Annotated in this window: 19 protein-coding genes; 15 read left to right on the forward strand and 4 right to left on the reverse strand. The window is 50.1% G+C overall.

The genetic code is table 11. The annotated features are described in order from the left end of the window. The first annotated feature begins 52 nt into the window (after positions 1–52). Positions 53–481, forward strand: coding sequence for a hypothetical protein (locus tag PaeBR_RS06090; RefSeq protein ID WP_410513978.1), 429 nt, complete (start codon positions 53–55; stop codon positions 479–481). A 559-nt stretch (positions 482–1040) separates the two neighbouring features. Here the strand turns inward: PaeBR_RS06090 and PaeBR_RS06095 are convergent. Then, complete coding sequence (locus tag PaeBR_RS06095) at positions 1041–2396, reverse strand: dipeptidase (RefSeq protein WP_410513979.1); 1356 nt, start codon at positions 2394–2396, stop codon at positions 1041–1043. Between the two features lie 164 nt (positions 2397–2560). Between PaeBR_RS06095 and PaeBR_RS06100 the strand changes: the two genes are divergently transcribed. From PaeBR_RS06100 to PaeBR_RS06115, 4 genes are all read left to right on the forward strand, one after another. Then, positions 2561–3514: a TRM11 family SAM-dependent methyltransferase gene (locus tag PaeBR_RS06100; RefSeq protein WP_410513980.1), complete on the forward strand. Its 954-nt coding sequence runs from the start codon at positions 2561–2563 to the stop codon at positions 3512–3514. A 34-nt stretch (positions 3515–3548) separates the two neighbouring features. Then, positions 3549–4166: an NUDIX hydrolase gene (locus tag PaeBR_RS06105; RefSeq protein WP_410513981.1), complete on the forward strand. Its 618-nt coding sequence runs from the start codon at positions 3549–3551 to the stop codon at positions 4164–4166. A 205-nt stretch (positions 4167–4371) separates the two neighbouring features. Further along, positions 4372–4524, forward strand: coding sequence for a hypothetical protein (locus PaeBR_RS06110; RefSeq protein ID WP_410513982.1), 153 nt, complete (start codon positions 4372–4374; stop codon positions 4522–4524). Between the two features lie 219 nt (positions 4525–4743). Beyond that, complete coding sequence (locus PaeBR_RS06115) at positions 4744–5121, forward strand: PH domain-containing protein (RefSeq protein ID WP_410513983.1); 378 nt, start codon at positions 4744–4746, stop codon at positions 5119–5121. Here the strand turns inward: PaeBR_RS06115 and PaeBR_RS06120 are convergent, their stop codons facing one another. Together PaeBR_RS06120 and PaeBR_RS06125 are read right to left on the reverse strand one after the other, a co-directional pair. Further along, complete coding sequence (locus PaeBR_RS06120) at positions 5122–5661, reverse strand: chromate transporter (protein WP_410513984.1); 540 nt, start codon at positions 5659–5661, stop codon at positions 5122–5124. Then, positions 5661–6263, reverse strand: coding sequence for a chromate transporter (locus PaeBR_RS06125; protein WP_410513985.1), 603 nt, complete (start codon positions 6261–6263; stop codon positions 5661–5663). The genes PaeBR_RS06120 and PaeBR_RS06125 overlap by 1 nt, the downstream gene beginning before the upstream one ends. A 224-nt stretch (positions 6264–6487) precedes the next feature. On the opposite strand from PaeBR_RS06125, the gene ggt reads away from it, so the two are divergent. Both ggt and PaeBR_RS06135 read left to right on the forward strand, forming a co-directional pair. Beyond that, positions 6488–8071, forward strand: a complete 1584-nt coding sequence (gene ggt, locus PaeBR_RS06130; RefSeq protein WP_410513986.1) for a gamma-glutamyltransferase — start codon at positions 6488–6490, stop codon at positions 8069–8071. Beyond that, positions 8049–9323, forward strand: a complete 1275-nt coding sequence (locus tag PaeBR_RS06135) for an amidase (RefSeq protein WP_410513987.1) — start codon at positions 8049–8051, stop codon at positions 9321–9323. The genes ggt and PaeBR_RS06135 overlap by 23 nt, the downstream gene beginning before the upstream one ends. Before the next feature lie 208 nt (positions 9324–9531). Here PaeBR_RS06135 and PaeBR_RS06140 read toward each other — a convergent pair whose 3' ends face one another. Continuing rightward, on the reverse strand, positions 9532–9684 hold the full coding sequence (locus PaeBR_RS06140; protein WP_410513988.1) for a hypothetical protein: 153 nt from the start codon (positions 9682–9684) through the stop codon (positions 9532–9534). 633 nt (positions 9685–10317) lie between these two features. Here PaeBR_RS06140 and PaeBR_RS06145 point away from each other — a divergent pair. From PaeBR_RS06145 to PaeBR_RS06180, 8 genes are all read left to right on the forward strand, one after another. Beyond that, positions 10318–11892, forward strand: a complete 1575-nt coding sequence (locus PaeBR_RS06145) for a PucR family transcriptional regulator (protein ID WP_410513989.1) — start codon at positions 10318–10320, stop codon at positions 11890–11892. Between the two features lie 15 nt (positions 11893–11907). Further along, a complete protein-coding gene (locus tag PaeBR_RS06150; protein ID WP_410513990.1) occupies positions 11908–12960 on the forward strand; it encodes an XdhC family protein in 1053 nt (350 codons plus the stop codon). After that, positions 12893–13471 carry an NTP transferase domain-containing protein gene (locus tag PaeBR_RS06155; protein ID WP_410513991.1) on the forward strand — a complete coding sequence of 193 codons (579 nt, stop codon included), beginning with the start codon at positions 12893–12895 and terminating at the stop codon, positions 13469–13471. The genes PaeBR_RS06150 and PaeBR_RS06155 overlap by 68 nt, the downstream gene beginning before the upstream one ends. 285 nt (positions 13472–13756) lie before the next feature. Further along, the gene (locus PaeBR_RS06160; protein ID WP_410513992.1) at positions 13757–14923 is read left to right on the forward strand and encodes a BMP family ABC transporter substrate-binding protein; all 1167 of its coding nucleotides are present in this window, start codon (positions 13757–13759) and stop codon (positions 14921–14923) included. Positions 14924–15026: 103 nt separating this feature from the next. Then, positions 15027–16559: an ABC transporter ATP-binding protein gene (locus PaeBR_RS06165; protein WP_410513993.1), complete on the forward strand. Its 1533-nt coding sequence runs from the start codon at positions 15027–15029 to the stop codon at positions 16557–16559. Next, the gene (locus tag PaeBR_RS06170) at positions 16556–17671 is read left to right on the forward strand and encodes an ABC transporter permease (protein WP_410513994.1); all 1116 of its coding nucleotides are present in this window, start codon (positions 16556–16558) and stop codon (positions 17669–17671) included. Before PaeBR_RS06165 ends, PaeBR_RS06170 begins: the two co-directional genes overlap by 4 nt. Positions 17672–17719: 48 nt before the next feature. After that, positions 17720–18649 (forward strand): ABC transporter permease, encoded by a 930-nt coding sequence (locus tag PaeBR_RS06175; protein WP_410513995.1) that lies wholly within the window; start codon positions 17720–17722, stop codon positions 18647–18649. Positions 18650–18719: 70 nt separating this feature from the next. Beyond that, on the forward strand, positions 18720–19619 hold the full coding sequence (locus PaeBR_RS06180) for an FAD binding domain-containing protein (RefSeq protein WP_410513996.1): 900 nt from the start codon (positions 18720–18722) through the stop codon (positions 19617–19619). Positions 19620–19964 lie beyond the last annotated feature (345 nt).

Raw genomic sequence — 19964 nt, forward strand, 5'->3', positions numbered from 1 at the left:
GCGCAAAAAATGCGTCCTTTCTTTATTATCAACATCAGGAGTGGGAAATTCTATGAACTTATACAATCGTGTGATAGACATCCGATTAAACCAGTTGAATAAAATGTATAATGAAGCAACTAAAGAAAAACCGGAAATTATTAGAATAAATGTAGAAACGAGTTCAAACAGTGAGTTCTCTCCATTAACACAGTACTTTCTATTTCCTTTTATAAACAGCAGCGCTGATGGTGTACTCCACATTCCTATATTTGATGATCTAACTGAAAAACAGGTTCTAGATGAAGTGGCATCACATTTTCAAAAGTGTAAGGTAGTTAAATATAAAGAAAAGCTACAATACATGCTTAGTGAGGTGAATATTAGTTCAAAGAATCAAATGTTAGAATTGATATCAAAAGGTACTTTTAATCCCATTGCTTATGAACTGCACCAAAGGATATATATGATATGTGGAATTTTTTTCAACGTTCATACATAAGTGAGAACGGAGAAATGACATTCATTCCTAAAGATTGGGTGATGAATAATGAATTGAAAGAGAATATAGCAGTAAGATGTTTGGCAAGTGTGTGTAGTTCATTAGAGATTACTGTGAACGAATCTTCAAAAGAAATTTTAACAGTTAACTGCAATTAATTCTTTATGGAATCTAAAGTCGATCTTAATAGGTTGACTTTTTTTGCGTTTTGTAAGGCGATTTCTTTTTGCTATTTCTAGAGAAGATTGAAGAAATAATTTCGCTCAAAGCAGCGGAGAGGACGGAACGATTGCGGAAAAGCGGTAGCGTTCGCCTTGGTCTCCGGATTTTTACCGCTAAGGAAAATAAATAAAATCTGGAGACCACAGCGATGGAGCAACGGTCCGTTCGCGGAGCGTCCATCCAAAACACTCACTTCAATCTTTCTCTAAAAGTAAAAAGATGTCCCACAGCCATTTTCATGGCTTTTGGGACACCCCCTTTTTTGGCAACCCAAAGATGACCCCTCATAAACTGAGAAGCCATCTATTTTCAGCTATATTGTAACGAATGGTTTATCTTATAGTGTCTTCAAAAACTCAACCACCGTAAGCAATCCCTTGTCGAAATTCTCCAGATTAAAATGCTCATCCGGAGCATGCAGGTTTTCGTCGTCCAGACCAAAGCCCATCAGAACTACAGGCGCTTTCAGAACACGGGAGAAGCTCTCCATAATCGGAATGGAACCCCCGTCTTTCGTAAAGAGAGCACGTGTTCCGTATACTGTGCCGTAAGCATCGGCCGCAGTCTGCAAAATCGGATGGGACGGGTCAATGTTGAAGGCGCGCGCTTTCTCTATTTGTTTCACCTGCAGTTTCGCTCCGGCTTGAAGGTTTGCTTGGAGATGAGCCTCGATGGCATCAAGGATATGCTGCGGGTCCTGATCGCCGACAAGCCGACAGGTAATTTTGGCATGAGCCTCTTTCGGGATGACGGTCTTGCTGCCTTCGCCCTGGAAGCCGCCATAGACACCGTTAAGCTCAAGCGTTGGACGAGCGCCGACCCGCTCTACAAAGGTATAGCCTTCTTCACCGTATAATGCCTCGAGTCCGAGGTTTTCTCTGACTTTCTCCTCATCCACACCTTGCTTGGCGAACTCCTCGCGCATCAGCGGCGACAACTCCGGAACTCCCTGATAGAAGCCTTCGACGACTACGCGTCCCTTATCGTCATGCAGAGATGACAGCAAAGAGACGAGAGCGTGAAGCGCATTAGGCACACCGCCGCCGAAAGAACCGGAGTGTAAATCTGTTGAAGCGGTATTCACTACTACCTCCATAGAGCACAATCCGCGTAATCCGGTGCAGATGGCGGGACGCCCGCGTTCAAGGAGAGATGTATCCGATACGAGCACGGCATCCGCTGCCAGTTTATCCTTATTGGCTTCCAGGAATGGCGGCAGATTTGCGCTTCCGATCTCTTCTTCACCTTCAATACAAAGCTTGATATTCACCGGAAGGGTACCTTCCTGCTTCAAAATGGCCTCAAGCGCTTTAATGTGCACGAACACTTGGCCTTTGTCATCGGTTGCACCGCGGGCGTACAGCTTGCCGTCACGGATTTGCGGCTCGAACGGCGGGGTAGTCCACAAATTCAGCGGATCAACCGGCTGCACATCGTAGTGACCGTACACCAGGATTGTCGGCTTACCCGGCGCATGCAGATAATCGGCATATATAACAGGATGACCGGCTGTAGGATGCAACTCAATGTTCTCGAGTCCGGCGTTCTTTAGGGTGTTCAGCAGCCAATGAGCAGCTGTCCGGATATCCTCCTTGTGCGCGGATAATGCGGAAATGCTGGGGATGGTGAGCCATTGCTTCAGCTCATCGAGATGCTCCTCCCGGTGTTCCATGAAATATGATTCGTACGACATAGTGATTATGTACCTCCTTGAAATGCATTTCTACAGGGTTCATTATACTGGAGATAACCTAATGGATCAAAAAGCCGCTTGAATGACAGGGCTAGCCTGGTATGATAGACTGATTAAGCGTCAGCATAGAACATTAGAACATTTTACAAGAGGATGAGATCGATTTGCATAATGATGGTGGAAAGCCCGCATTTATATATACATATGCCTGCTCGGAAGATGAGCTATCCCTTTGCCGGATGGAGCTGCGCTGTCTATTTGGCCGGGAGATGCCGCCTTCGATTTTTGAAAGTGACATTGAAGTCGATGTGAGCCGCAGTCCTTTTATCAAGGAGCGGATTGATGTGATGTACGGGGGAGACAGTCTGCCCGAGATTTACACACAAACGGAACAGGTGGAAGTCAAAGGAAAGACCTTTAAGGTTATATTTGTAAAAACCAACGATCTGTCTCCTGAGAACAAAATAGAGTACGATGAACGCAGAGTTATCGAGCGGGAAATCGGCATGCGTATTGAGGGAGAAGCTGATGTAAACCATCCGCAGCTCGTGTATGGAATAGTTACACTGGGTGGTCGCTGGTACTTCGGGAATTATCAGAAGAATAAGGCAACCTGGTTCCGTCAAATGAAAAAACCGCGCAGCTATTCGATCGCCCTCAGTACCCGCGTAGCCCGGGCAGCCGTTAATATCGCCGTCCCAAATCCGGCAGGCATCAGAGCCATTGATCCCTGCTGCGGAATCGGAACGGTGATGGTAGAAGCGCTCTCTATGGGGATTAATATAGTGGGACGGGATATCAATCCTTTTATTGCCGCTGGAGCGCGGACGAATATCGCCCATTTCGGGTTCACAAGTGAGGTCACGCTTGGTGATATTGCGGATATCACAGAACATTACGATGTGGCGATTGTGGATATGCCCTACAATTTATATTCACGGATTACACCCGGGGAGCAGTTCTCCATTCTTGTGAATGCCCGGCGGATCGCGGATAAGGTCGTTATCGTGGCGATTGAACCTATGGATGAAATGATCATTGAAGCGGGCTTCACGATTACAGACCGGTGTATAGCAAAAAAAGGATTATTTTCCCGTCATTTAATGCTTTGTCAGTAACATTGGTTTGATATTTGGGAGAAGGGGTGCAGCTGTGGAGCACAAATGGTTATCGTGGGCAAAAGAAATACAGGCCATTGCGCAAACCGGCCTGGCTTATGCCAAGGATGTGTATGATATCGAGCGTTATCAGGCTTTGCGGGAGCTTAGTGTGGATATTCTGGCCAATTACTCGTTTGAAAGCAAGGAGAAAATCAGGCTTTCCTTTGCCAATGATGAGGGCTACTGCACTCCGAAGACAGATATCCGCGGCGTTGTATTTCATGACAATCGTATTTTGCTGGTTCGTGAGAAGCTGGACGGCAAATGGGCGCTCCCCGGGGGCTGGGCCGATATCGGACTTTCCCCGAGTGAAGTGGCAGTGAAGGAGATACGGGAGGAGTCGGGATTTGAGACCCAGGCCGTTCGGCTTCTGGCCGTGCTGGACAAGAAATTTCATAATCACCCGCCCGAAGCTTATCATATTTATAAGCTGTTCATTCTCTGCCATATTGTCGGAGGTGAGGCTGAGGTAGGGGTAGAGACTAGCGGTGTTTCCTTTTTTGCGGAGGATGAGCTGCCGGAATTGTCACTGGAGCGGAATACGGCGGAGCAGCTGCATACCATGTTCCAATATTTACAAAATCCTAATAAACCTGTAATATTGGACTAGAGTTAACGAATATACTGAATGACTTGGTACTAATGCCCAAGGTTGTGCGCATACCATTTTGGGTAATTATCGTTATGTAAGCACTTACAAATAGAAACCGCTGAGCCCTTGCTATCTAAAAAAGACTAAATATTTAACTTTATGGGTCAAGCGGTCTACATTTTTTCCTCTACTGTGACGATATGATATTTTAGGAGGGGATCGCATGGAACAAGAAGAGTTGAGACTTCAACTGAATCCGGAAAAGATAGTGCGTCCTGCAGAAGGCAACATTGCCACTGGGCTGCTGTGGGGTATTTTAATCAGTATTCCGTTGTGGATCTCTGTCTTTGGATGGATTATGGGTATTTGGCGGTAAGTATAACCCTGAGTTTTATTCATTTGATAACGATATACAATATAAAAGAAGGCTGCTTCTTCGTGATGAAGAGGCAGCCTGTTTGATTTCCTGTGGGGTTAAGCCAAGAAAAAATGGGATGAGATTATTATTACCGAATAATTATTTGAATTTGTAATAGTATGGGGTATGGCAGCGGACAGACTGCCAATTCTATTATTTGAAAAAGGGGATGGAATCATGGCGCTTTTTAACGGATTTCTGGGAAATGCTTCGCAGGTGGATATCACTGAGGTACAAAGGGACTACGCACAAATTCTTGCGCCGCAGGAAAAGATCGAAAGAGCCTACAGGCTGATCCGGGACATGTTCATTTTTACAGACAAACGCCTTATTCTGGTGGATAAACAGGGTGTAACCGGCAAGAAAACGGAGTACCATTCCATTCCTTATAAAAGCATCTCTCATTATTCCGTGGAGACAGCGGGACATTTCGATCTGGACGCCGAGCTGTGCCTCTACATTTCCAGCAGCGCGGTCCCGCTGAAGAAGACGTTCAACAAAAGCGTGAATATTTACGAAGTCCAGGCCGTCCTGTCGCAGTATATTTTGAAATAGTTAGACGGTGTAACGGAGCACAAGCGCCCCGTAGGCAAAAGCGGCAATGATCACCAAAGCCGGATGCAGCTTCAGACGCTGAATGGCCAAGAAGGCAATGACGGCAATGACCAGCGTCTGGCCGAATCCAATGGAATCTGCAGGTCCTTTAGCCATTTTCCAGGTGAGTACTGCCATCATAACTGCAATGACCGGTTGTACAAGCAGGGTCATGCCTTTTACGATCGGGGATTGCCGATATTTCTGCATCACCTGAAGCAATATAATGAGCGCTGCGGCTGATGGAAGGATTGTAGCCAGCAAAGCGGCGGTCAGTCCAAGCCAGCCATACACGTCATAGCCGACATAAGCAGCGATTTTGGTGGCAATAGGACCCGGGAGAGCGTTACCCAGCGCCAGCATATTAGAGAATTGCTCGTCGGTGAGCCAGCCGTAATGAGGAACAATTTCCGTATACATGAGCGGTATAGAGGAAGGTCCGCCCCCGTAGCCGAGCAGATTGGCCATAAAAAAGCCGAAAATCAGTTCGAGCAAATCCATCAGGGCGTTCCTCCTTTTTTGTTCTGCTGGCGATTAAACTTTGCAATAGTACGGAAATGAATGGTTCCATAACCTAGAAAGAGTACGATAACAATGGCCGGGTGCAGCCGAAGAACTTCGAGCAGAAGCAGGGCCAGCAGGAAAAAAGCCAAACTAAGCCACTTCCCCAGTCCTTTGTAGGCTTTTTGCGCAAATTCGTAAGCCATCAGCCCCAGCATGACCGCAATAACAGGGGATACCCCTGCAATCATGCCTGCTACAACCTTGGAGCCGCTTAAATAGTTAATCGCAGACAACAGGGCAATCATAGCTATAGTGCTGGGAAGGATATGAGCGAGAATGGAGACGATGGCTCCTTTTGTGCCTTTTAGCCTGTAGCCGAGGTAGGCTGCCATTTTGGTTGCAATCGGGCCCGGCAGGGCATTGGCGATAGCGAGTGTTTCCCCGAACTCATCATCGTTCAGCCAGTTATAACGCGTTACAGCATCATGCCGGATAAGCGGGATTACGGATGGCCCCCCGCCGTAGCCGAGAATTCCGGTTCTGAACATGGAAGCCGCCAACTGTACATAATCTTTATTTTTATTATTGTTAAATTTCACATCATACCCCCTTGGCCAATCTTATCCCCATACCAGAAATACTATACAATTCGTATGTAATCAACCATATTATATATCTTCACGTCTACCTGATGAACTAAAGTTTGTGCATCACCCACAAATAACGCAAGAAGAATCCTACGTTCCCTTATAATCCGTTGACAATAAAATTGGTGTAATGTTAAATGACATTAATCTTGCGGTTATTCAGAGGGGGAAGGAAGATGGCAGGGAAACCGGTAATCGGCACCAAAACAATGGTTGTAAGTCCCCATTATCTCGCCTCCGCTGCCGGTGCCCGAATTCTGCAAAGCGGCGGGAACGCTTTTGATGCTGCAGTGGCCGTCAGCGCTTGTCTGGCGGTGGTATACCCTCATATGACAGGGCTTGGCGGGGATGCCTTTTGGCTGACCTATAAGTCAGATGAAGGGCGCGTTCGTGCCTATAACGGCAGCGGGCGGTCATCCTACGGTGTCAGCCGGGAGAGCTATGCCGGTGAATCCGCGATTCCAAGGCGCGGAATCCGCAGTGCCATTACCGTTCCGGGTATGGTGGACAGCTGGGATGCTGTTCTGCGGCGGTACGGGCGCCTAACCTTGGCGGAGGTACTGGAGCCGGCTGTGGAATATGCATCCGAAGGGTTTCCGATGTCGCCGGATCAACACAATAATACGCTGCTTGCCGAAGCAGCTCTAACTGCACAGCCTCCGGCAGCTGCGATATATATTCCTGGCGGAAAGGTTCCTGAGGCCGGATCGAAATTTGTTCAGCAGCAATTGGCCGCCACCTTGCGCATACTTGGAAGCGGAGGGCGGGATGCTTTTTATAATGGGGAGATTGCCAGCGCGATTTCCGATTATATGCTTAAGAATGGCGGCTTTCTTGCCCGGGAGGATTTCAGGGATCATAAGGGGGACTGGGTCGAGCCGATTTCTACAGATTATCACGGACATACCATCTATCAGGCACCTCCCAATTCGCAGGGCTTTGCCGCACTTATGAGTCTTAATATACTGGAGCGTTTTAATTTTGGAGATATCGGGCATGGCTCCTACGAGTACTATCATCTGCTTGTTGAGGCGCTGAAACTGAGCTTCCGGGACCGCGACCAGGTGCTTACCGATCCTTTGTTCAGTAATATCCCCATTAAAGCTCTTCTTGACAAAAGCTATGCCGCCAAGCTTGCGGATTCTATCTCGCTTCATGAGGCGGCAGGGCTGGCGAGCGAGCCGCTCGGTCGTGATACGGCCTATGCGGCGGTGGTGGATGAAGAGGGCAACGCGGTTTCTTTTATACAAAGTCTGTACTTCGAATTCGGCTCGGGAGTGGTTGCCGGGGATACCGGAATTTTACTGCAGAACAGAGGCTCTTTTTTCTCGCTGGACACGGGGGCTGTCAATACGCTTGAGCCGCATAAACGTACCTTCCACACGCTGATGCCAGCGATGGCCTGCAAGGATGGGAAACCAGCCATTTTATATGGTACTCAGGGCGGTGAGGGACAGCCGCAGACCCAGACGATGCTGCTTACACGTATGCTCCATTATGGGATGAATCCGCAGCAGGCAGTGGATGAACCGCGTTTTGTATGGGGGAGAACTTGGGGTGAGCCTACACAGGAGCTGAAGCTGGAGAACCGAGTCTCTGAAACGGTGCAGAAAGAGCTGGCAAACGCCGGTCACATAGTGCGAACAGTGGGGGCCTACGACGGTATTGTCGGGCATGCTCACGTAATATCGATAGACGATAACGGATTCCGCAGCGGCGGAACAGATCCGCGCTGTGATGGAGCTGCAATCGGGTGGTAAAGGCGGACGGGAGAAAGCACTTGTTTTGTGGCTTCCGATTGACGAAAGAGCAAGGAGCAAGGGAGGTGTAAGGATGGTTCTGGATAATCGCTATGGCGCTTTTATGGCTCCCGAGCTGCAGGTCTCGCCGCTTGGGGCTGGGCCTCTGGATGGATTGGATTTTGCAGTCAAGGATGTATTCGCTGTTGCCGGTCACAGTTCATCTGCCGGCAACCCGGATTGGCTGCGAACGCATACGGCTTCAACCGATCATGCTGCTGCCGTTCGGAGACTGCTGCTGTCCGGCGCGTCCTTGAGAGGCGCAACGCATACGGATGAACTAATGTACAGCCTTGGAGGGGAAAATTTTCATTATGGTACCCCTGCCAATCCAAAGGCATCCGGCCGCATACCCGGCGGCTCTTCCAGCGGCTCTGCAGTGGCTGTGGCCTCCGGCAGCGTTGATTTTGCAATGGGGACAGATACAGGCGGATCTATTCGCGTTCCATCGTCTTATTGCGGGATTTACGGCTTTCGCCCGACACATGGAGCTGTAGAGATGGAGGGTGTCATACCGCTTTCGCCGAGCTTTGATACCGTGGGGTGGATGGCGGATCAAGCAGAACTGCTGTACCGGGTGGGAAAGGTTCTTTTACAGGGTGGCAGCGAGGCGGTCAACAAGCCTATGGAACAGATTTATATCGCCACAGACGGCTGGGCTCTGGCAGGGAAAGACAATGCCGCCTGCTTATCGGATGCGCTTAGAGGTCTTCAACAGGGAGCAAGCCGTTCCGCTCAGATCGAAATCGCACCGGAGGGGCTGAAGTCCTGGATGAATATCTTCCGGGAGCTTCAGGGTGAAGAGATATGGAGCACGCATGGGGAGTGGATAGAGCGGGAACAGCCTTGCTTCGGTCCTGATATCGCCGCGCGCCTCGCCTGGGCATCCAGTCTGCAGGGAAAGAATCATTCCCGGGCACAGATGTTCCGGGAGGAAATTCGTTCCCGTCTCCGTCTGCTGCTGGGAGAGGCCGGATGCATGGTGATACCCACAGTCCCGGGTCCTGCGCCTTTGCGCGGAGGGGATTTACGGCAGCTTGAAATTAATCGGAGCGGTGCCATGATGCTGTGCTGTATTGCCGGTCTGGCAGGCCTGCCGCAGATTACGCTTCCTGTTGCCGGTGATAATGGACTGCCCATTGGCTTATCCGTTATCGGGGGATATGGGCAGGATTTGCGACTGTTATCCTGGATCAATGAGGTATGGGAATAAGGAGAGCTGCATGAATTTTGAGCTTCCGGCTCCGCTTAGATGCGGGAACCGGGAGCTTGCAAGAGGCCGCTGTTGTCGTAAGAATTTTTTGATGTGTACCGCTGTCCGCGGATGAAATCCGGAGACAGCCTATTCTTTCGTAGCGAGCTTTCCTGCGGAAAGCTTTCGGGCGATCGCTATCGCTCCTCCAGTTTCAAAATCCCCCTCGTTACTCTTCTGCCTTTTTACCTGAAGCGGTGTAAATCCGGAGACCCATGCGACCGCTGCCGCTTTTCGGCAATCGTTCCGCCTCTCTGCCCGGTTCAGCGTAACCCTTCAGGTCCATCTCAAACTTTGCTCTTTGGTTTACTGGCCTTGCCATGACGTATGAGCATTAGCAGGAAAAATCCCGTTAATTCAGCCAATAAACCGTTTTCAAGAGAATTAAAGGGGAATTATACCACTAAACTCATTATCTCCGGTCAATAAAGAGGCGAGCGAGCACTCATATTAAAGGAGAAATTCCCGTTAATTCACTTCGGGGGAGCATTACGTCACCATTAAAGGGAGAAATTCCCGTTAATTCACTTCGGGGGAGCGTTACATCACCCTTAGAGGGAGAAATTCCCTTTAATTCACTTGGTGGGAGCGATACGTCACCAATAGAGGGAGAAATTCCTGTTATTTAATAACGCGCCATACCACAGCAGAGGGCCCTGCGGAATTCTGGAGATACGATTAGTTGTCGCCTATCACAGCGATCGGAAGATCGCGACAACAGCGGCCGGAAGTCCAATCATTCCCCGTAGTTACAGGTAACACCCTATAGCATAGATCAAATATTTAGTTCAACTTTTATAATATTTTAAAGTTTTGTGTCTTGCGTCATATTATCTAACGTAATAGTATGATATTTTTTGCTTTTCTCTATTCAAAGGAGTTCATTTTGTCTATAATGTTACATAAAGTAACACATGAGACAAAAGTCACATCGAGTTCACTAAGGAGGGGTGGCATGCATCTCACGGTTGAAGAGGCGTTATCCATTTATCCTTTATCTGAAGCAAAGCTTATTGCCGGCTCCAAGGGAAAGCACCGGATCGTCAAGTCGATCAATGTGATGGATGCCCCGGACATTTCCGATTGGATTAAGGAAGGCGAAATGCTGCTCACAACAGCTTATTTAATTAAAGACAGTCTGGAAGAAGCGTCCGCTTTGCTGCAGACGTTGAACCGGAGGGGATCAGCGGGGCTGGGCATCAAGCTGGGGCGTTTTTGGGATACCGTGCCGGAGGCGCTAATCAGCGAGGCGGAGCAGTTAAACTTTCCGCTCATTGAGCTGCCCTATCAGTTTACCTTCTCTGACCAAATGAACGGATTGTTCCGGGCGGAGCTTACACGCAGCACAAGTGCCTTGCAGACTGTGCTTGAGAAACAGAGAAAGCTGATGCGATTTGCTCTGCGTTCAAGCCGGAGCCGGCCGCTTTTTGATTCCGTCTCGGAAGTGATGGGTCATCGGCTTGCTGTGATTAACTCCCGTGGAGGCGTGATCTATAATAATTCACAAGTTCCTGAACCGCAGCTGCTTGCAGGTTGGCCATGGCTAAACCGGAACCAGCGGATTCGTATGGGGGAAGGAGCGGGCTTCCGAATACCGCTGTTGCAAGGGGAGGAATGTACCGGCTATCTTGTCTACCTGGATATTGATCCGCTGCTGCTGCCCGTCGAAGAAAGCTTATTTGTTCAGGGTGCCGAGCTCATATCATTCCATGTTCAGTCCGGTTATGAGGATTGCTTCGAGCCTGATCTGCAGCGGGAATTCAGCGCTCTGCTCCGTCGCTGCCTGAACGGCAGCCTCTCCTGCTCTGAGCTTGCACAAGCAGCCGTCAAGCTGGACATTGAGCTTTTGCAACTGCCGTTTCAGCTTATGTTGACCGATGCGTCTGAAGCCGGGGCATCACGGCAGGCGGAACTGCTCCGTTTGAAAGAAGAATACATGGAGCATCCGCTTCTGCAGGAAATGAAAGGGATCCATGTCCTTCTGGATGAAGGATTACTGTCTATATACCCGATGGATAAACATAGCCCCGAGAAATTCGGCACGATCATCAACGATTGCTTTAATAAGCTGAAGATTGAACAGGGGTATTATCCGCGGGCGGCGATCAGCAGCCGTAAAACCAAGCCCGAAGGTTTAAAGGAAGCCTTTTGGGAGGTTAAGGAGTGTCTTGGCAAGCCGCAGCATTGGGGATTAAGTGAGCAGGTTGTCTATTATCGGCAGCTTGAAATCACTCTGATGCTGGAGCAAATTCCGGCTGAAATGATGCATAAGTACTGTAACGGAACTTTTGGAGGCCTGCTCAGCCGGGAACCTGAATATGTCCGGGAGATGCTGCACACGCTGGAGGTTTATCTCGAAAATGACGGTCATATCAACGAGACGGCCAAAAAGCTGTTCATCCACCGCAATACAGCGACCTACCGGATTGAGAAGCTAAGCGAGCTGCTGGATGTTGATTTTAAAGCAATAAATGATTTGCTGCGGCTGAAGCTCGTGTTCATGTTCCGTAAAATGCTGGAAAGAGAGTAAAGGGAGGGGCAGCCCGTGGATACGCATGATATCGTAACGCACATCAAGAACAATGACTCCCCTGCCGTACTGGCGTCTCTGATCGGTGTAGAGGGACATTCCTATCGTAAAGCCGGTGCGGTCATGCTGTTTTTTGAAGGCGGGGTTATCGGCAGTCTCAGTCCCGGCTGTCTGGAAAGTGATTTGCAGCTGCGGACGAATGAGATTTGGGCTTCAGGGCAACCGGAAGTTGTGGAATATGACATGCTGTCTCCGGATGATTTTTCCTGGGGGGAAGCTGTTGGCTGCGGCGGCAAAATCAAAGTGGTGCTGGAGCCAGTTCAGGGGGAGCTGAGGGAGACACTTATTGAGGCTAATGAACGTATGGCTGCGGGAGAAAACCTGGTCCTGATACGTGAATTAACCCCTGAAGGGTACTCTTACCGTCTGGAGGCGGGAGCATTTATTACTAAAAACACCGATTCTCCAGTTTTCAGCACACTGCTGGTGCCGAAGCCGCGGCTTGTGATTTTTGGCGGCGGTCATGATGCGGAACCTATAGCGGCACTCGCAGCCAGAGTAGGCTTCCGGCTTGCTGTTGCCGATTGGCGGGAAGGCAGCCTTCAGAATGATTTTCCTGGTGCGGGAAGAGTGGTCTGTCCCCCTGCTGAGGCTGCTGTCAGGCTGGGAATCGGTCAAGGCGATTATGTGCTGATATGCAGTCACCAATTTCAAAGAGACCGCCAGTTCTTGGAGAGTGTGATACCAGTAGAGCCGCATTATATCGGAATAATCGGGTCTTCCGCGCGAATAAATCTGCTGCTGGAAGGGCTTGAGGCTCCTTCATCGCTGCATGCGCCCGTAGGAATTTCGATTGGCGGGGAAGGCCCCGAGGAGATTGCAGTCAGTATCGTTGCTGAAATGATCCAAATTAGAAGGGCAGGCGCCCGTAAACTGCCAAAAGGAGTGGATCGCGTTGAAAGTAGCCGGCATATATCTGGCAGCAGGACAAAGCAGAAGGATGGGAGTATCCAAGGTTTCTCTGAAGCTGTCGCAGGAGATTTCCCTCGGGAGCGTCGCGCTCAGTGAGCTTGACCGCTGTGAGCTGTCTCCGCTGGTCGTGGTTGTACGCGCAGACGACACACTGGAATGGTTGCCCGCCGCCGCTGCGGGTCAGGGGCGAAGACGCACGGAGACATGCTTGACCGCCCATCTCGGGTTGTCCTTCTCCTTGCGCTGCGGACTTAATGCTGTACTGCCGACACAGCCTGATGCCGTTGTAGTTGCACTCGCCGATCAGCCCTTTATAACTGCCGGGCTTGTCAATCATCTGATAGAGACCTTCGAGAAATCTCCGGGACTGGATTATGTGGCCAGTACGAATGAGGGCTCGGCGATGCCGCCTGCTCTGTTCTCCAAAGCGCTTTTTCCCGCGCTGCAGGGATTGGACGGGGATCGGGGGGCAGCAGGAATTTTACGTTCACCGGAGTATAAGGGAGTCATACTGAAGACGGATTCTGCGCATTATTTCTTGGATGCTGATACGCGTGAAGACTTCGGAGAAATTGTCAGTCAATGGAGTCGGATTAACAGGGAATAAGTCGGAATATAACGAACAGTCCGTTTAAATGTCACATAATATCACATTTTTTAAGTAATTTCGATCTCCGATAGGGCATGACGCACAAAAAGAACGCTCTTTTTTATCAAATAAAACAAACGTATGTTATATAAATTTACGTAATGCTCAGGCCTAAGTATAGTAGAGATACATTAATGGCTAAAGCCAAAATGGAGGAAGCCACCGTTCATCCGGTAAAGGTTTCAAGAGGATCATGCTGGTTTCAAGCAATCTTAAATTAGAAAAATTTGGAGGAGGAGAATTATGAAAAAAAGGGGTCAGGCATTCTCGATCAGCTTGCTGCTAATGCTGGTATTGGCAGTAGTTCTGGCAGGCTGTGGCAGTAATAATGCCGCATCAACAAATGCAACAGAAGCACCGGCAACAAATGCAGGTACAACGGGGGACACGGCTGCTGCCACAACGGAGCCGGCTGCGGAGAAGCCTAAGGTGGCTTTCGTCTATATCGGGCCTCCCGGTGACGGAGGATACACGTACCAGCATGACCAGGGCCGTCTTTATATGGAGAAGGAGCTTGGAATTAAAGCGGACTTCGTAGAGAACGTTCCGGAAAGCGCCGATGCCGAACGCATCATTACGGAGCTGGCGCAATCCCATGACATCGTGTTTACTACAAGTTTCGGATATATGGATCAAACATTAAATGTTGCCGGTAAATTTCCTAACGTGAAGTTCCTTCATGCCTCCGGTTACAAGACAGCTGAGAACATGGGAACTTATTTCGGTAAAAACTATCAGGCCAGTTACCTTTCCGGTATTGCGGCCGGCAAAATGACGAAGAACAACCAGCTTGGATACGTCGGGGCATTCCCGATCAGTGAAGTTATTTATAACCTTAACGCCTTTACGCTCGGTGCGCAAAGCGTTAACCCTGATATTAAGGTCAATGTGGTCTGGACCAATACATGGTATGACCCTGCAACTGAACGTCAGGCCGCTATCAGTCTGCTGGATAAAGGCGCGGACGTATTGATGGCTTATCAGGATTCACCGGCTACCCTGCAGGCTGCTGCGGAACGCGGCGCTTTTGCAGGAGGGAATGATTCCGATATGAGCAAATTCGCACCGGATAATTATTTGACAAACCCGGTCTGGAATTGGGGTCCTTATTACGTGAAGGCCGTGAAATCGGTTATGGACGGCACCTGGACGAACGAGCAATACTCCGGCGATATGGCTGACGGCATGGTGGAGCTTGCACCGTTCGGCAGCAAGGTTCCGGAAGATGTGAAGGCGCTCGTGGAAGCGGCGAAAGCCAAAATCATCAGCGGTGAATTGGAAGTATTTACAGGGCCGATTTCGGATAACCAGGGTACTGTAAAAGTACAGGACGGCCAAAAGCTGACGCTTGAAGAAGTGCTGGGTATGGACTGGCTCGTAAAAGGCGTAGAAGGCACTATTCCTCAATAATCGAACTTCATAGTTTTAATGCACAACCTAATGGGTGGGGCGGGTTCTTCAAGGGAACCTTCCCCACCTGTACTATAACTATAAGGAAAGGAGGCGCTCTAAGATGCTGGACCATTCAGTAGAGATGCGGGGTATTGTGAAAAAATTCGGTCCGGTGACCGCTAGCGATCAAGTCGATTTTTCAGCAAATGCGGGTGAGATTCATGCGCTGCTTGGTGAGAATGGGGCAGGAAAAAGCACGGTCATGAGCATGCTGTCGGGTGTGTACAGAGCGGATGAAGGGGAGATTCTCATTCACGGCAAGACTGCAAAAATCCGTTCCCCGAAAGACGCGGCATTACTTGGCGTTGGCATGGTATTTCAGAACTTCAGACTGGTGCAAAGCCTTACGGCAGCAGAAAACATCGTACTTGGCGAAAAGTCGTCTTTCTGGCGCGGTAGCAATTGGATGAAGAAAAAACATAAGGAGATTGAGGCGCTCGCGGAGCACTTTGGTCTGATGTTTCCGGTGGACCGTCCGATATGGCAGCTGTCCGTCGGTGAACAACAGCGTGTGGAGATCGTCAAGACGCTTTACCGGGGTGCCGACATTATTATCCTGGATGAACCGACCTCGGTGCTGACGCCCGGAGAGGCGGAGCAGCTGTTCAACACGCTGCGGGTCATGAAGCAGGAGGGAAAAACAGTCATCATGACTACACATAAGATGAAAGAAGTAATGGCCTCCTCGGATCGGATTTCCGTAATGCGCAAAGGGAAAATGATTGCCACACTGGTAACAGCGGATACGGATGAACGGGAGCTTGCACGCTTGATGGTTGGCAGAGAGGTAACGATCAGCCGCCAGGAGCGCGAAGCTTCAGAAGGCAACCCGCTGCTCGTGGTTAAGGATCTTGATGTGTATGCCGATCATGGCCGCAAGGCGCTCGATGGTTTATCCCTCAGTGTGCTCGAAGGAGAAATTGTGGGGGTTGCCGGTGTAGCCGGCAATGGTCAAAAGGAGCTGGCCGAAGTGTTGACGGGACTGAGGACTTGGAAGAACGGCGAGATTACCTTTGACGGCAGTACGGTGAAGTCAGCTTCTGTACGGGGTGCTATCGATTCAGGTATTTCCCACGTGCCGGAGAATCGTATGAAAAGCGGATTGGCCGGACGTCTCGGCTCCGTCGATAATCTGTTATTCAAATCCTACCGCAGCGAGGATCACTCCAAATTCGGCTTCCTGAAAGCCGGAAAGAACCGCTCGTGGTCTCAAGAGTTGGTTAGAAAATTTAATGTGAAGACGCCTGAGCTGGATACACCGGTGCAGCAGCTGTCGGGCGGCAATCAGCAGAAGCTGCTTTTTGCCCGGGAAGTTAGTCATGATCCCAAGCTGATGGTTGCCGTTCACCCTACTCAAGGGCTTGATGTAGGCGCTACTGCGGGCGTTCATGACCTGCTGATGGAATTGCGGGGATCTGGCAGCGGTGTGCTGCTCATTTCTGAGGATTTGGATGAGCTCTTGCAGTTATCCGATCGCATTCTTGTTATTTATAACGGTTCAATTATTGGCGAGGAAACTCATGATAACGCAGATAGAGAGACCATCGGCCTGCTTATGGCAGGTATTCAGGACAGAGAGGGGAGTGTCGTATGAGCCCGGTAAATGGAAGCAATACTGCAGTGCTGGAGCCTGCTTCGTCAAAGCCCGGCAAACGGCCTTCGCTCCGTCTGGAATACGACTCCAGCCGTACACGTACACCTTGGTGGACACCTTTCCTCTCTGTATTACTGGCCCTGGTGTTTTGTGCTATATTCATCGCTGCCAACGGCATGAATCCGATTACTGTTTATGAAAAAATGTTCCGTGGTGCATTTGGCACCTCTTATGGTTTTACAGAGACCCTTGTTAAAGCAATACCTCTGCTGCTGTGCGGCCTCGGTATTGCTGTGGCCTACCGGATATCGGTATGGAATATCGGAGCAGAGGGGCAACTGACCGTCGGAGCCATGGCGGCAACCGCGGTCACGATTTATTTTCCGGATCTCTCGTCTTTCTGGTCGATTCTGCTGATGCTTTTATTCGGCATTGCCGCCGGAGCCGTTTGGGGGCTGATGACGGCCGTTCCCAGAACGCATTTTGGAGTGAATGAGCTTATTACTTCATTAATGCTGAACTATGTGGCCTTGCTCGCCCTTGATTATGTGGTATTCGGCCCGTGGAAAGATCCGAAGGGCTTTAATTTTCCGGGTTCACCCATGTTCACCGCCGCTCAGTCGCTGCCTGTACTGGGAAGCACACGGCTGCACATCGGTCTGATATTCGGCCTTGTCGCTGTAATTATTTATTACTTGATGATTCGCTTTACCCGTTGGGGCTATGAGCTGAAGCTGATTGGAGCCAACCCCATTGCTGCCCGCTATGCAGGCATTCATATCAAGCGGCACATTATTATTGTGATGTTGATCAGCGGCGGCTTGGCTGGATTGGCAGGGATGGCAGAAGTGTCCGGTGTAACGCATAAGCTGATGCAAGGCATATCGCCGGGATATGGCTATACGGCTATTATTGTAGCCTGGCTTGCCAAGCTGAATCCGCTGGGTCTGATTATAACTTCCATTCTGTTTGGCGGTTTGATCGTCGGCGGATTCAGTGTACAGACGATTGGACTGCCTTCGTCCATTTCGGAGATGCTGCAGGGCTCCATCCTGTTTTTCCTGATTGCCGGGGATATGATTCACCGGTTCCGCATACGCCGGAGCGCATAAAAGAGAGACGCTGTCCTAAGGGGATAGCTTGGAGGAGGGGGTTAACAAATGGACTTTACTACTCAGTTATTTATAGCGGCGATTTCAGCAGGGACGCCGCTTCTTCTGGCTACGCTGGGCGGCATACTGAATGAACGGGCCGGAATTATCCAGCTTGGTGCCGAGGGCCTCATGCTTATGGGAGCCGTAACAACCTGCCTTGTATATATCCGCACCGGCAATCTGGCAGTAGCGCTGCTTGCAACCGTAGCGGTAACGGCCGTTCTGGGTCTGCTTCATTCCTTTCTGTGTGTTACGCTTCGGGCCAATCAGACGATGTCGGGGCTTGCGATGACCTTGTTCGGAAGCGGGCTCAGCGCTTATCTCGGCAAGCCGGTCAGCGGTATTCCGCTGCCGGGAACGTCACCCAAGCTGCACTTGGGCTGGCTGGAGCAGGTTCCGGTTATCGGCAAAATTTTCGGCAACATGGATTATCTGACCTGGTTCAGTCTATTGCTGGTACTGGTGCTGCATCTGCTGATTCACCGCACTTCCTGGGGCCTGCACTTAAGGGCGGTAGGTGATAGTCCTGCCACTGCTGATGTTATGGGCATCCGTGTACAATTGATTCGCTACAGCTATGTTATCGCCGGAGCGATGCTGATCGGTCTTGCAGGTGCGGATATGGTGCTGACCTACGCGCCGACCTGGAATGAAGGTTTAACCTCCGGACGGGGCTGGATTGCGGTGGGTCTTGTTATATTTGCCAGATGGAATCCGCTGCGGGCGTTGTTCTGTGCTTACTTCTTCGGTGCGCTCGATTCGCTCGGCTTCCGTATTCAGCTGCTCGGCAGTGTTGTCCCGTCGTACTTCCTGAAAATGATTCCGTACATCGTGACCATATTGGTTCTGATGTATCTGGGATACCGCAACCGCAACAAACCTTCCGGTACGCCGGAGGCGCTGGGTGTTCCTTATGTACGGGAACAACGGTTTTGACAGGGTTGATATAGGTCTTTTGACAGTTGGATTTTGAACAGCAATGCCTACTGGGGAGGAGATGGAGTGTATGGGAGCTATACAGGAAGAGGCGTTGCCGCCGCCCGGTTTACACCAGCCCCACAGCCTCCACGAGGCCTGGAAGTTGAAGTCGGCGCTGGGGGGCAGCGCCTTGTATGTATCCGGCGGAACGCTGCTGCGTACTCAATGGGAAGCTGGTACGGTACTTATGCCGAAGCAGTTGGTCGATCTGCGGGGTGTTGAGGGTATCGGGGACATTAGTCTGTCGGAGTTCCATCTGACGTTGGGTGCTCTGGCATCTTTGTCCCAGTGCCGAAAGAATGAGCTTATGCGGACAGCTGCTCCGGCAGTACAAGAGGCAGCTCGCTGCATAGCCGCTCCGGCAGTGCGTAATCTCGCTACGCTTGGCGGCAATATCGCTTCAGGCTTCGGAGATATACTTCCTGCATTGCTTGTGTATGATGCCGAGCTGGTCTCCTATGACGGGAAATTCTTGGCGGTGCAGCCTTTAACGGATTGGTTGAACAGCCGGTGGGGGGGTACAAAGCCAGCAGAGGATATTATTGCTGAAGTTCGTATCGCTCCTTCTGTACAAGAAAGTCCGGGGGCACGCAGGCTGGAGGTTTTCCGTAAGATAGGCCGCAGGGAAGCTTTTACTCCTTCGCTCGTAACGGTTGCTATAACCGCCACGATTGATGCCGGACACCAAATAAGCGGCGTGCGTATCGCGGCAGGAGGAGGCTCGGGACGGCCGCAGCGGCTTGGCGCAGCTGAAGCCATACTCGAAGGCGCTGTTTACGAGGAGAGCCTGCTTGCCATTTTGTATGAGGCTGTGGTGAATAGCTTTGAAACCTATAGTGATCCATTTGCTTCAGAAGCCTACAAGAAAAAAACCGCCGGAAACCTGATCGTATCTGAGCTATGGAAGTCTTTTAATGTGAAGATGTAAGTGGTGGAGAACTTTAAGAAACTTAGAGGAGCATTACAGGTCTTTACAGGTCTTGCCTCATAAGGTAGCTGCACTTCCTACAATTATTTCGGGCGTGGATCGGTCTAAACTTCCTATAATTGCATTCCGTACAGCTAAAAACAGGCGAATGAGCATTTTAGGCGGCAAATCGTAAAAATAAATGTACTGAGTACATTTAAATGGGTTTTGCAGTCCTTATTAAGGAATATAATTGCACTTTTTACAACTAAGCGATCCGAAGCGCCGGCTATATTCAATAGTTGCAACCTTTACACTGGTATAGCGTCACGCCATTACCGGTTTTGTTTTCCACCATGAGAGGAG

The sequence above is a fragment of the Paenibacillus sp. BR2-3 genome, from assembly GCF_046529485.1.
Taxonomy (GTDB): Bacteria; Bacillota; Bacilli; order Paenibacillales; family Paenibacillaceae; genus Paenibacillus_AQ.